Source organism: Nocardioides sp., assembly GCF_025965415.1.
Lineage (GTDB): Bacteria > Actinomycetota > Actinomycetes > Propionibacteriales > Nocardioidaceae > Nocardioides.
On sequence record NZ_JAOPWY010000036.1, the window covers coordinates 20,160 to 32,674 of the forward strand.

Below are 12,515 nucleotides of genomic sequence, written 5' to 3' on the forward strand. Positions count from 1 at the left end.
AGGCCTCGGCCGGTGCGTGATGGTCGTCCCGACCTACAACGAGTCCGAGAACATCGAGTGGATCGTGGGACGGCTCCGCACGGCCCAGCCCGGCGTCGACGTGATGATCGTCGACGACAACAGTCCCGACGGCACCGGCGACCTCGCCGACCGGATGGCGGCCCGGGACGACGCGGTGACGGTCGTCCACCGCACCGAGAAGGCCGGCCTGGGCGCGGCCTACCTCCACGGCTTCGCCGTCGCGCTGGAGGCCGGCTACGACGTGATCGGGGAGATGGACGCCGACGGCTCGCACCAGCCCGAGCAGCTGCAGCGCCTCCTCGACGCGCTGCGCACCGCCGACCTGGTGATCGGCTCGCGCTACGTGCCCGGCGGATCGGTGGTCAACTGGCCGGTCCAGCGTCTGCTGCTCTCGCGCGGAGGCAACCTCTACGTCCGGCTCCTGCTCGGCATCAAGGTCAAGGACGCGACCGCCGGCTTCCGGCTGTTCCGCCGCGAGACGCTGGAGGCGATCGACCTTGGATCGGTGAGGTCTACTGGTTATGTGTTCCAGACCGACCTGGCCTACCGCACGATCGCCCACGGGCTCCGGCTCACCGAGGTGCCGATCGAGTTCATCGAGCGCGAGCGGGGCGACTCCAAGATGAGCGGCCAGGTCGCCAGCGAGTCGCTCCGGATGATCACCCGCTGGGGCCTGTCCGAGCGGCGCGCGCAGCTGCGCAAGGGCCGGTCGAAGGTGACCGCATGAGCACCCCCGCAGCGCCCAGACGTACGCCGGCCCGTCGCCGCGGTTGGTTGCGCCAGGTCCTGGTCGCGGCCTTCGTGCTGATCCCGCTGGCAGAGATCTGGGCCATCCTCCAGGTCGGCCAGCTGGTCGGTCCCTGGTGGACGATCGCTCTGCTCGTGCTCGACAGCTTCGTCGGGGCATGGCTGATCAAGCGTGAGGGCTCGCGCGCCTGGCGGGCGCTCCGGGAGGCCCTCCAGCGTGGCCGGATGCCGGCCAGGGAGCTCGCGGACGGCGCGCTCATCCTCATCGGCGGCACCCTCATGCTCAGCCCGGGCTTCGTCCTCGACATCGCGGGGATCCTGCTGATCTTGCCGTTCACCCGGCCCGTGGCGCGCCGCCTGCTGACCTCGGTCGTGGAGCGCCGGCTGGTCGCCGTGCCCCCCTTCGGTGGGGCCGCGGGGTTCGGAGATGCGCATCGCCCCGGACCTGGGCCCGAAGGCCCGGTGGTCCGGGGCGACGTCGTCGACTGAGTCGAGCCGCCTACCTGACGTCGGTCAGGAGACGCGCTTCTTCCTGTTGGCCCGGTGCAGGTGCGCGGGGCCGATCTCGCCGCCTCGCAGCAGCTCCAGGCGCTCCTTGAGGATGTCCTCGAGCTCCTTCTCCGAGCGACGCTCGAGGAGCATGTCCCAGTGCGTGCGCGCAGGCTTCTCGACCTTCGCCTCGGGGAGGATTCCTGCCGTGCTGAGTGCCTCGGCCCCACAGCGGGGGCACTCCCACACGGCCGGGATGTCGGCCTCGACCGACATCGTGACCTCGAACTCGTGTCCTTGCTTGCACTTGTAGCCGACCTGCTGACGAGCGGCGAACTCGATGCCGCGCTCGTCCTCGAAACTCTGGCCGCCGAGCCTCGCGCCACGCAGTGTGCGCTCCGCCACCGTGCCCACCTCCAGTAGGGTTTGCTGACCCCGTTGTGTTTGTGTACCGGGTAAAGGTGAAACGAGCCAGACCGGCATGGGTCATGCCGGGCTTGGCGCCGCTCGTGACGACGCGGCCCGTCTCTTGATCCTTCAACCGTAGCGGGGACGACCACATTCCGCGGCCTTGACGTGGGAAGGGCCACGCTCAGGCGAGACGGACTTCACCCCCAGGGGTGCAGCCGGCCTCTGGGGCGCGGAGATCGCGTCGCCCCCGTGTCCGTACGGCGTCAGATGACGGCCGGTTCGTCGTTGCCGGCGTCGCGGATGCCCTTGGCGGTGTCGACGCGCACGAGGAGCAGCCCACCGATCACGAAGAACACGATCAGCGCGAAGATCGCCGGGCGGTAGGAGTCGGTGAACTGGTAGACGAGGCCGAAGACGAGGGTGCCGAACCACGACGTCCCGCGATCCATCGCGTGGTAGAAGCTGAAGTACTCAGCCTCCTTGCCGCGGGGGATGAGCAGCGAGAAGTAGGACCGCGCCAGCGCCTGGGTGCCCCCCAGCACGACGCCGATCGCGACGCCCAGCAGGAGGAACGGCACCAGGCCCTTCTCCGGCAGGAAGAGCGCCGCGGTCACGATGACCATCCAGATCCCCAGGCCGCCGAGGATGGTGCGCTTGGCGCCGAAGCGCTTGGCCAGGCGGCCGAAGAACAGCGCGCCGCCGAACGCGACGAACTGGACCAGCAGGATCGTGCCGATCAGGACCGACTGCCCGAAGCCCAGCTCCTCCGAGCCGTAGGTCGACGCCGACGCGATGACGGTCTGGATGCCGTCGTTGAAGAACAGGTAGGCGAGCAGGAAGTTGAGCGCGACCGGGTACTTCGGCAGCTCCCGCAGGGTCTTGGCGAGCTGGCCGAAGCTCTCCGCGAAGATCCCCTGGTTGCCGCCGTCGCTCTCGGCCAGCGCGATCGGCTCGTGGTCGTTGAGCCTGAAGTAGGGGATGAGCGTGAACGCGGCCCACCAGATGCACGCCGACAGCATGCTGATCCGGGCCGCCTCGCCCTCGGAGAGTCCGACGGAGTCGTGCAGGGTGACCAGCGCCAGGTTGATCGCGAGCAGCAGGCCGCCACCGAGGTAGCCCCAGGCCCAGCCACGCGACGACACCCGGTCGCGGTTCTCCTCGTCGGAGATGAGCGGCAGGATCGAGTCGTTCACCACCAGCGAGGCGCCCAGGAAGATGTTGGCGAGGAAGAAGCCGACCGCGCCGATCTGCCAGTTGCTCCCGGTGGCGAAGAAGATCAGGGACCCGGACAGCGCACCGAGCCAGGCGAAGCTCGCCAGCAGGCGCTTCTTGTTGGCGGTGCGGTCCGCGATCGGGCCCATCAGGGGCAGCACGACGGCCGAGATGATCGTGGAGATGGTGACCAGGTAGGACGGCAACGAGCCCGGTGCGACGGAGACACCGAGGAGCGAGATGCGGTTGTCGACCGCCGCCTCCTTGGCGATGGCGATGATGTAGGGCGCGAAGAGCACGGTGCCGACCGTGGTGACGTAGGCGCTGTTGGCCCAGTCGTACCAGTACCAGGCCTTCTGCTCCTTGGCCTGCGCCAGCGGCCTGAGGTTGGCGATTCCGCCGGCTACGTCGCTCATGCGTCACCCTTCAACGGGGGAGTTCCACTGTCCGCGGGCGCGGAGCACGTCCCTGAGTATGTCCGTGCGATCGGTCATGATGCCGTCGACACCACGGTCGAGGAGGCTGTTCATCTCGATCGGGTCGTCGATGGTCCAGACGTGCACCTGCACCCCCGCCGCGTGCGCGCGTCGTACGAGCGCACGGGAGGCCACCACCAGGCGGCCGCGGCGGTGCGGGACCTGGAGCGCGACCGGCTTGCCGCGGGCCAGCAGCCGCGCCAGGCGGGCGCTGGGGGAGAGGACGAAGGCCACCACCTCGAGCGGGTGCGCGGAGGTGGCCACGCGGCCCTGCGTACGCCGTCGGAACGCCTCCATCCGACGTGGCGAGAACGACCCGATGAGCACCCGGTCCCAGGCCTCGCGCTCCTCGATGAAGGTGGCCAGCGCCTCGACCGATCCCTCGGACTTGAGGTCGATGTTGAAGCGGGCCTCCGGGAAGGCGTCGAAGAGCTGGGCCAGCGTCGGCACCGGCTCTGCGCCACCGATCAGCGCCTGCTGCACCTCGGCGTACGTCGACTCCGCGATGCTGCCGGTGCGGTCGGTCACCCGGTCCAGGACGGTGTCGTGGAAAGCGAGGAGCACCCCGTCGCTCGTGACGTGGACGTCGGTCTCGAGGTAGGTGTAGCCGAGGTCCACCGCGTGCGCGAAGGCGGCGAGCGTGTTCTCGAGTCCCTCGATCTCGGGGTGGTAGGCACCCCCGCGGTGGGCGAACGCCAGCGGTCGTGGGGAGTCGAGGTAGGCCGGTGAGTTCACGGGGAGAAGTATGGCGGTGAGGAGTACCTTCAGGGGATGGAGAGCAACACCTGCCCGCGTTGCGGCGTCGAGATGGATGAGCGGACCCTCGGCCAGGCCACGGTCAGCCAGTGCCCCGAGGGACACGGCGTGTTCCTCGCACGCGCCGACCTGGGGCTGCTGATCGAGGCGGAGACCGACTGGCACCGCAACGCCGGCCAGCACACCGCCCCGATGCCGCGGATCACCGCCGACATGACCGCGCCGCCGTCGACGAGCAAGGTGTCTCGGGCGTGGGTGGAGACGCTGTTCGGCTGAGCGGCCTCACGGACCTTCTCAGATGTCGCGGAAGGTCTCGATGTTGGCGCCGAGCTGGTTGAGCCGCTCGGCGAGGTCCTCGTAGCCGCGGTGGATGACGTAGGTCGAGCGCAGCACCGACGTGCCCTTGGACGCCAGCATCGCCAGCAGGATCACGACGGCCGGGCGCAGGGCCGGCGGACAGACGATCTCCGCGCCGGAGAAGTGCGTCGGACCGTCGATCAGCACCCGGTGCGGGTCGAGCAGCTTGACCTGGGCGCCGAGCTTGTTGAGCTCGGTGAGGTAGATGGCGCGGTTCTCGTAGACCCAGTCGTGCAGCAGCGTCTGGCCCTCCGCCACCGCGGCGATGACCGCGAAGAACGGCAGGTTGTCGATGTTGAGCCCCGGGAACGGCATCGGGTGGATCTTGTCGAGCGGAGCCCGCAGCTCGGAGGGGTGCGTGGTGATGTCGACCAGCCGGGTCATGCCGTTGTTGGCGACGTACTCCTCGGTCCGGTCGTAGCGGAAGCCCATCTCCTCGAGGATCGCCAGCTCGAGCTCCAGGAACTCGATCGGCACCCGGCGGATGGTGATCTCGGACTTCGTGACGATCGCGGCGGCGAGCAGCGACATCGCCTCGATCGGGTCCTCGGAGGGGGAGTAGTCGACATCGACGTCGATGGACGTCCTGCCGGTGATGCGCAGGGTGGTCGTGCCGATGCCCTCGATCGTGACCCCGAGCTTCTCGAGGTAGAAGCAGAGGTCCTGCACCATGTAGTTGGACGAGGCGTTGCGGATGATGGTCGTGCCCGGGTGGAGCGCCGCGGCCATCAGCGCGTTCTCGGTGACGGAGTCGCCGCGCTCGGTCAGCACGATGGGGCGGCTCGGCTCGATGGTGCGGTTGACGCTGGCGTGGTAGCTGCCGTCGGTCGCCTTGACGTCCAGCCCGAAGGGCCGCAGTGCCGACATGTGCGGCTCGACCGTGCGCTCGCCGAGGTTGCAGCCACCGGCGTAGGGGAGGTCGAACTCGTCGTAGCGGTGGAGCAGCGGGCCCAGGAACATGATCACCGAGCGCGTGCGCCGCGCGGCCGCCTCGTCGATGGCGGCGAGGTTGAGCTCGGTGGGCGGGATGATCTCCAGGTCGTTGTCGTCGCCCACCCACCTGGTGGCGACGCCGAGGGAGTTGAGCACCTCGAGCAGGCGGTTGACCTCCTCGATCCGCGCGACCTTGCGCAGCGTCGTACGCCCCTTGTTGAGCAGGGAGGCACACAGGAGCGCCACGCCGGCGTTCTTCGACGTCTTGACGTCGATCGAGCCGGAGAGCGTGGTGGGGCCGTCGACCCGCAGGTGCGTGGGACCGGCGCCGAGCGCCACGATCTCCGAGTCGAGGGCGGCGCCGATGCGGGCGAGCATCTCCAGGGAGAGGTTCTGGTGGCCCTTCTCGATGCGGTTGATCGCGCTCTGGCTCGTGCCGAGCAGCTCGGCCAGCTGGTGCTGGGTGAGCCCGCGGTGCTTGCGGGCGTCGCGGATGAGGTTGCCGATACGACCCTTGTAGTCAGCCATGCCGACACGTTATCTCAGATATGAGATAAGGCGGAATGCGGTCCGCCATCCGCTGGCGCGTCCCTGGATCGGGCGCGGGCCGGCTCTCGAGGACCGCGTGGCAGGATCGTCGCATGCGAGCAACCACCATCCACGCCCCCGGTGACGTCCGCTTCGAGGAGGTCCCCGATCCGGTGATCGAGGAGCCCACTGACGCCATCGTCAAGGTCGTCGCGGGCTGCATCTGCGGCTCCGACCTGTGGCCCTACCGCGGCGCCAACGACATCGACAGCGGCTCGACGATCGGCCACGAGTGCGTCGGGGTGGTGGAGGAGGTCGGGTCCGCGGTCAAGGACTTCAAGCCCGGCGACTTCGTGATCGTGCCGTTCTGCCACTGCGACAACACCTGCGCCCACTGTGCCGCGGGTGTGCAGTCGGCGTGCGACAACCTGGGGTTCACCGCCAGCGGCCAGGGGGAGTACTCCCGGGTCACCCAGGCCGACGGCAGCCTGGTGAAGACCGACGGCACGCCCGACGCGTCCCTGATCCCCTCGCTCCTGACGCTGTCCGACGTGATGGCCACGGGCTGGCACGCCGCCGTGGCCGCCGGCGTGAAGCCGGGTGGGACCGCCGTCGTCATCGGCGACGGAGCGGTCGGCCTGTGCGGCGTGCTCGCTGCGGCGCAGCTCGGTGCCGAGCGGGTCGTGGCGATGTCACGGCACGAGCCGCGCCAGGAGATCGCGCGCGCCTTCGGTGCCACCGACATCATCGCCGAGCGCGGCAAGGAGGGCGGTGCCCGCATCGCCGAGCTGACGCGGGGCATCGGCGCCGACGCCGTGCTCGAGTGCGTCGGCACCGACGAGGCGATGAAGACCGCCTTCGCCATCGCCCGTCCGGGCGCCACGGTCGGCTTCGTCGGCGTGCCCCACGGCGTCGAGCTGCCGGTGCGCCGGATGTTCCAGAAGAACGTCGGCCTCGCCGGTGGCATGGCACCGGTGCGTCGCTACTTGCCCGACCTGCTCGAGCGGGTCCTCTCCGGTGCGATCGACCCGGGCAAGGTCTTCGACCTCACCCTGCCCATGTCGCAGTCGCCCGAGGGCTACCGCGCGATGGACGAGCGTCGCGCGATCAAGGTCCTCCTCCAGCCGTGACCGGGTCCGACAGCACCCTCCTGCTCGGGCCCCTGCTCCGTTACGTCGACGACACCTCCGCGGCCGTGTGGGTCGAGACGCGGACTCCCGCCACCGTGACCGTGAGTCGCGGCAGCACCTCCGCGAGCGCGCCCACCTTCGCCGTCCACGGGCACCACTACGCCCTCGTCGAGCTCGACGACCTCGAGCCGGGGACGACCGAGGCCTACACCGTGGACCTCGACGGCCACCGCGTCTGGCCCGAGCCCGACTCCCCCTTCCCGGCCCCCGTGATCGCCACCCTCGAGGACGGTCGCCCGCTGCGGCTCGCCTTCGGCTCCTGCCGTACGTCGGTGTCGCACGACGCGAAGGGCAACCGGACGCACGGTGTCGATGCCCTGCGCGCCTGGGCGCTGCGGAGCGCCGACCAGGTCGACGCGGCCGACCCGGACGACCCCGACCTGTCCCCGGACCGGCTCCCGGACCTCGTGCTCTTCCTCGGCGACCAGGTCTACGCCGACGAGACCACCGAGGACATGCGAGCCTTCATCGAGTCGCGCCGCGACATCGAGGCGCCGCCGTGGACCGAGCTGCGGGACTACGAGGAGTACGCCCACCTCTACAGCCTGGCGTGGGCCGACCCGGCCAACCGGTGGCTGCTGTCGACCGTGCCGAGCTCGATGATCTTCGACGACCACGACATCCGCGACGACTGGAACACCTCCCAGGCGTGGCGCGACGAGATGGAGGCGACGTCGTGGTGGCACGGCCGCATCGTGGCCGGCCTGGCGTCCTACTGGGTCTACCAGCACCTCGGCAACCTGTCGCCGGCCGCGCGGCAGCAGGACGAGATCTACGCCCAGGTCCTCGCCCACCGCGGCGACACCGAGCACGACCTGGGCGAGGTCCTCGACGCCTTCGCCGCGCGGGTCGACCAGGAGCCGCAGACCTACCGCTGGAGCTACACGCGCGAGTTCGGCACGCAGGCCCGCCTGGTCGTGGTCGACTCTCGCGCCGCACGACAGCTCGACCCCGACCACCGGGCCCTCCTCGACGCCGACGAGGCCGCGTGGCTCGACCAGCAGCTGCGCGGGGACGTCGACCACCTGCTGGTCGGCACGTCGCTGCCGTTCCTGCTCGCGCGTGGCCTGCACCACCTCGAGGCGTTCAGCGAGGCACTCGCCGATGGGGCCTGGGGAGGTCACGGTGCCCGGCTGGGGGAGAAGATGCGCCAGGTCGTCGACCTCGAGCACTGGGGTGCCTTCCAGAGCAGCTTCCAGGACGTGGCCCGGCAGGTGATGGAGGTGGCCGCGGGGGAGCGCGGCCGGGCGCCGTCGACGGTGACGTTCCTGTCCGGCGATGTGCACCACAGCTACGTCACCGAGGCCTGGCCGGCAGATGAGGGCCGGCAGCTGCGGTCGACCATCCTCCAGGCGGTGTGCTCACCGATGCGCAACCCGCTCTCGCGCAACATGCGCTTCGCGACCGCCGTGCTGTCGTACGGCGTCGCCGGTCCGGTCGGGCGGCTGGCCTCGAGGTCGGCGCGCGTCGCGGACGCGCCGCTCGACTGGCGCTACGCCGAGGGGCCGTGGTTCGACAACAACCTCGCGTGCCTGCAGCTGGCCGGGAAGGGCCTGAGGATGTGGTGGGTGACCGGCGAGGTCATCGACGACCACGACCGGCCGCGGCTGGCGAAGGTGGCGAGCTACGAGCTGGACGAGCAGGGCCGCCCGCCGGCGCACGAGCGCGTGCGCGACCGCTTCACGCGCGGCCTCAGGCGACGCGTCCGGGACAAGGTCAGGGACCGGGTCAGACAGCGCTGAGGACGCGGTCGCGCCCGTGGGCGCAGGCACACGTGTCGGAGCACGGCAGGTAGGTGTGGCGGGCGTGGCCGCAGCCGGTGCAGGGGAGGTCGTGCGACAAGTGCACCGAGTTGGTCTCGACGGTGTCCCACATGGCCCTGCTCCTGTCCGCTGTGTCGTGCTCTGCTGGTGTGACGTCGAGCCTCGCACCGCATGACGCCGGACAGGGCCGAACACACCGACAACGGCCCGATCCGGGGTACGAATGACCCGTTCGGGCCATGCGGGAGTGGCCCGTTCGCCCCTGGCCGCGGAGCCTAGGATCACCGCATGGGAGCGGGGGAGACGACGCACGACCTGTCGCGGCAGCAGGCCCGGCAGGTCGTCGTACGCGCTCAGCTGCTGGACGCGCGGCGCCCGACCGACGTGCTCGACGTGGTCCGCCACCTCGGGTTCCTCCAGGTCGACCTCACCGATGTCGTCGCGCGGCACGCCGACCTGGCGCTGTGGACCCGGCTGGGTGAGGCCTACGAGCCCGAGGACCTCGAGGGCCTGGTCGGCGACGGTGCGCTGGTCGAGCACCACGCGCTGCTGCGCCCCAGCGAGGACATCGCGCTCTTCCGCGCCGACATGGACGCGTGGCCGGGCGTGCCCCCGCTCAAGGAGTGGCAGGAGGACGTGCGCGACTGGGTGGAGGCCAACGACGGGTGCCGTCGCGAGGTCATCGCGCTGCTGCGGGCCGAGGGTCCGACGGCCGCGCGCGACCTGCCCGACAGCTGCGAGGTGCCCTGGCGCTCCTCCGGCTGGACCAACAACAAGAACGTGATGAAGCTGCTCGAGTGCATGGAGGCGCGCGGCGAGGTCGCGGTGGCCTCCCGTGAGGGACGCGAGCGCCGGTGGGACCTCGCCGAGCGGATCCATCCCGGCGACCCGGCGGTGCCGGCGGAGCGGGCCCACCGCACGCTCGCCGAGCGGCGGCTGCGCGCCCTCGGGCTCGCCCGACCGCGTGCGCTCGAGGCGTGGCACGAGCCGTACGCCGTGCGCGACGTGGGCGAGGCGGTGAGGGTGGAGGGCGTGCGCGGCACCTGGCGGGTGGACCCCACGCTCCTCGACGGCGGCTTCGAGGGGCGTACGGCGATCCTGTCGCCGCTCGACCGGCTCGTCTTCGACCGCGTGCGGATGAGGGACCTCTTCGCGTTCGACTACCAGCTGGAGATGTACAAGCCCGCCGAGAAGCGGCAATGGGGCTACTGGGCGATGCCCGTCCTCGACGGCGACGAGCTGGTCGGCAAGGTCGACGCCACCGCCGATCGTGAGGCGGGGGTGCTGATCGTCGACGCGATCCACGAGGACGGGGACTGGTCGACCCGGCGCCGCCGGCGGGTCGAGTCGGAGGTCGAGTCGCTGGCCGCCTGGCTGGGGCTGGACGTGGCCCGGACCTGACGGATCAGGACGGGCGCAGGACGGCGAGCACCAGTCCCTCGGCGTCGCCCGTGCTGCCGGTGAGGTGGGGTCCGTCGCCGAGCGGCGCACCCACGACCCGGGCGACGGCGATCTCGAGGTCGCCGCAGCGCACCGCCGTGACGTCCCCGTCGTCGCGCACCGCGTCGATCGGACCGACGGACGGGGCGCTGGACGCGGTGCCGCTGCCGCGCACCTGCATACGGGCCGGGATGTCGACGCGCACGCCACCGTCCTCGAAGTACATCGGCGACTGCTGCGCGCCGGTCAGGATCCCGGCGGCCAGGGTCGCGGCCCACACCGGGTCGCCGCAGCCGTCGTAGACCCAGCGCCGGCCGAGCACCGAGTGGTCGGTGGTGGTGATCAGGTGCTCCTCGGCGGCCGCGAGCGGGGCGGCACGGTAGGTCACGCGTGCAGCGCGAGCGCCTCGAGCAGCGCGTCGGGATCGGCCACGGACAGCGTGGCGCCCGGGTGGGTGAGGGTGCCGGTCGGGTCGATGGCGGGCACCGGCTCGTGGAACGACAGGCACAGCGCCCGGTCGCCGTTGGTGGTGAAGGAGACGCCCCGGTCACCGAACGAGAGGTGCGGGGGACCGGCCGTCCTGACCCAGGAGAAGCCACCCGTGACCTCCGCCGAGGCGATGTTGCTGCGCGGGGTCACCAGGCGCCACGGTCCGAACCGGACGAACAGCCAGGCGGGACCGACCTCGACGGTCGTGGAGCGTGGGGTGATGCCGAACGGCCGTGCGGCCAGGGCGTACGACGGGGCGAAGGCGAAGTCGAACGCGGCGACCGGCTCCTCCTCGCCGCCGAGCCCGCTCCGGTCGCGCACGAGCCCCTTGAGGGCGGCCGCTGCGGGGATGCGGTAGGGCTGGAGCAGCGTCGCGGATCGTCCCGGCACGCGGAGGAAGGCCCGGCTGCCACCACCCGCCGCCGGCAGGACGTGGTGGTCCATGTGCACCGCCGCCGGTCCCCGACCCGCACGCCACGACCAGGAGCGCAGGTCCGGATCGACGTGCGTGACCTCGAAGTCCACCGCCACGCCCGGAGGTCCGTGCACCCGGCCGGTCGTGCCCGGGCCCAGCAGCGGCTCGGACGCCTCGACGTCACGGATGAGCGGCGCCCACACGGGCCACGAGGCCGGCGTGGTGAAGCGGAGCCACGCGTCGTCCGCGGAGGCCGGACCGTGTGCGTCGACCAGCATGTCGCCGGCCCGTCAGAGGGTGACGGTGTCGTTGTCGCCCAGGTCGGGCTCCGCGTCGCCGACCAGGCCCTTGGCGAGCTGGATGGCGGAGCTCACCTTGCCGGGGGACTCCCAGAACTCCGCTGACGAGCCGTCGACCTGCAGGAGCACGTTGGACCCGTCCTCCGGGCCGCCGGACATGAAGATGCCCGCGGAGGCGTCCCACAGCTCCTTCAGCCTGGCGCGGTCCTCGCTGACGCGGGCCGTGCCGGTGAGCGAGACCCAGCCCGCCTTGCTCGAGAAGGACACGTTGACCCGCGGGTCGGCCGCGATGGCGTGCACCTTGTCGGTGTCGCGCTCGGTGATGAACCAGATCGTGCCGGGGTGCTCGAAGTCCTGCATGCCCATGGGCGTGGACACCAGCGCGCCGTCGGGCGTCGCGTAGGTCAGCACTGCGATGCGGGTCTCATGCATGATCTCGGCGACGGTGCCGAGCTGGTCGTCGTGGGAGGTCGTCATGTCCTCGACGATGGCACCCACCCTGAAACCCCACCTCATCCTCCGGGGCGGGGCGGTCACGTCCCGGCCCTCCCACGCGTCGGACTGGCAGGATTGCCTGCAGCCGCAGGCCGGCAGGCACCGGCCGAGACGACACGGGGAGACGCACCGCATGACGACCACACACCCAGCCGACGACCACGACCTGATCCGGGTCCAGGGCGCACGGGAGAACAACCTCAAGGGCCTCGACGTCGAGCTGCCCAAGCGCCGGCTGACCGTGTTCACGGGGGTCTCGGGCTCGGGCAAGAGCTCGCTGGTCTTCGCCACGATCGCGGCCGAGTCGCAGCGGATGATCAACGAGACCTACAGCGCCTTCGTGCAGGGCTTCATGCCGACGCTGGCCCGGCCGGACGTCGACGTCCTCGACGGGCTGACGACCGCGATCATCATCGACCAGGAGCGGATGGGGGCCAACGCCCGCTCCACGGTCGGCACCGCCACCGACGCCAACGCGATGCTGCGCATCCTCT

14 protein-coding genes and 1 pseudogene are annotated in these 12,515 nt (G+C 70.9%); 7 read left to right on the forward strand and 8 right to left on the reverse strand.

Annotated elements, in window-relative coordinates; translation table 11 throughout:
• The first annotated feature begins 19 nt into the window (after positions 1-19).
• Together JWN97_RS04305 and JWN97_RS04310 are read left to right on the forward strand one after the other, a co-directional pair.
• Complete coding sequence (locus tag JWN97_RS04305) at positions 20-748, forward strand: polyprenol monophosphomannose synthase (protein WP_297618872.1); 729 nt, start codon at positions 20-22, stop codon at positions 746-748.
• Entirely contained in the window at positions 745-1,257 is a 513-nt protein-coding gene (locus tag JWN97_RS04310; protein WP_297618833.1) for an FxsA family protein, read from the forward strand. Before JWN97_RS04305 ends, JWN97_RS04310 begins: the two co-directional genes overlap by 4 nt.
• 24 nt (positions 1,258-1,281) lie before the next feature.
• On the opposite strand, the gene JWN97_RS04315 is transcribed toward JWN97_RS04310, so the two are convergent.
• The 3 genes from JWN97_RS04315 to JWN97_RS04325 form a co-directional block, all read right to left on the reverse strand.
• Entirely contained in the window at positions 1,282-1,662 is a 381-nt protein-coding gene (locus JWN97_RS04315) for an RNA polymerase-binding protein RbpA (RefSeq protein WP_297618835.1), read from the reverse strand.
• A 269-nt stretch (positions 1,663-1,931) separates the two neighbouring features.
• A complete protein-coding gene (locus JWN97_RS04320; RefSeq protein WP_297618838.1) occupies positions 1,932-3,296 on the reverse strand; it encodes an MFS transporter in 1,365 nt (454 codons plus the stop codon).
• A 3-nt stretch (positions 3,297-3,299) separates the two neighbouring features.
• Complete coding sequence (locus JWN97_RS04325) at positions 3,300-4,091, reverse strand: glycerophosphodiester phosphodiesterase (protein WP_297618841.1); 792 nt, start codon at positions 4,089-4,091, stop codon at positions 3,300-3,302.
• 36 nt (positions 4,092-4,127) lie between these two features.
• Between JWN97_RS04325 and JWN97_RS04330 the strand changes: the two genes are divergently transcribed.
• On the forward strand, positions 4,128-4,388 hold the full coding sequence (locus tag JWN97_RS04330) for a zf-TFIIB domain-containing protein (RefSeq protein ID WP_297618844.1): 261 nt from the start codon (positions 4,128-4,130) through the stop codon (positions 4,386-4,388).
• 18 nt (positions 4,389-4,406) lie between these two features.
• On the opposite strand, the gene JWN97_RS04335 is transcribed toward JWN97_RS04330, so the two are convergent.
• Positions 4,407-5,930, reverse strand: coding sequence for a UDP-N-acetylglucosamine 1-carboxyvinyltransferase (locus tag JWN97_RS04335; RefSeq protein ID WP_297618847.1), 1,524 nt, complete (start codon positions 5,928-5,930; stop codon positions 4,407-4,409).
• Between the two features lie 113 nt (positions 5,931-6,043).
• Here JWN97_RS04335 and JWN97_RS04340 point away from each other — a divergent pair, with 113 nt between their 5' ends.
• Complete coding sequence (locus JWN97_RS04340; RefSeq protein WP_297618850.1) at positions 6,044-7,060, forward strand: zinc-dependent alcohol dehydrogenase family protein; 1,017 nt, start codon at positions 6,044-6,046, stop codon at positions 7,058-7,060.
• The gene (locus tag JWN97_RS04345; protein ID WP_297618853.1) at positions 7,057-8,862 is read left to right on the forward strand and encodes an alkaline phosphatase D family protein; all 1,806 of its coding nucleotides are present in this window, start codon (positions 7,057-7,059) and stop codon (positions 8,860-8,862) included. Before JWN97_RS04340 ends, JWN97_RS04345 begins: the two co-directional genes overlap by 4 nt.
• Here the strand turns inward: JWN97_RS04345 and JWN97_RS04350 are convergent.
• Positions 8,849-8,995, reverse strand: coding sequence for a hypothetical protein (locus JWN97_RS04350; RefSeq protein ID WP_297618856.1), 147 nt, complete (start codon positions 8,993-8,995; stop codon positions 8,849-8,851). The genes JWN97_RS04345 and JWN97_RS04350 overlap by 14 nt on opposite strands.
• Positions 8,996-9,171: 176 nt before the next feature.
• Between JWN97_RS04350 and JWN97_RS04355 the strand changes: the two genes are divergently transcribed.
• Positions 9,172-10,284, forward strand: coding sequence for a crosslink repair DNA glycosylase YcaQ family protein (locus JWN97_RS04355; RefSeq protein ID WP_297618859.1), 1,113 nt, complete (start codon positions 9,172-9,174; stop codon positions 10,282-10,284).
• 4 nt (positions 10,285-10,288) lie between these two features.
• Here the strand turns inward: JWN97_RS04355 and JWN97_RS04360 are convergent, their stop codons facing one another.
• From JWN97_RS04360 to JWN97_RS04370, 3 genes are read right to left on the reverse strand one after another with little or no spacing between them, the layout of a single operon-like run.
• A complete protein-coding gene (locus JWN97_RS04360) occupies positions 10,289-10,711 on the reverse strand; it encodes a hypothetical protein (RefSeq protein WP_297618863.1) in 423 nt (140 codons plus the stop codon).
• Entirely contained in the window at positions 10,708-11,505 is a 798-nt protein-coding gene (locus tag JWN97_RS04365; RefSeq protein ID WP_297618866.1) for an SRPBCC family protein, read from the reverse strand. The genes JWN97_RS04360 and JWN97_RS04365 overlap by 4 nt, the downstream gene beginning before the upstream one ends.
• Positions 11,506-11,517: 12 nt before the next feature.
• On the reverse strand, positions 11,518-12,003 hold the full coding sequence (locus tag JWN97_RS04370) for a pyridoxamine 5'-phosphate oxidase family protein (RefSeq protein WP_297618869.1): 486 nt from the start codon (positions 12,001-12,003) through the stop codon (positions 11,518-11,520).
• Between the two features lie 151 nt (positions 12,004-12,154).
• Here JWN97_RS04370 and JWN97_RS04375 point away from each other — a divergent pair.
• Positions 12,155-12,515: pseudogene (locus JWN97_RS04375) on the forward strand (excinuclease ABC subunit UvrA); the annotation flags it as partial.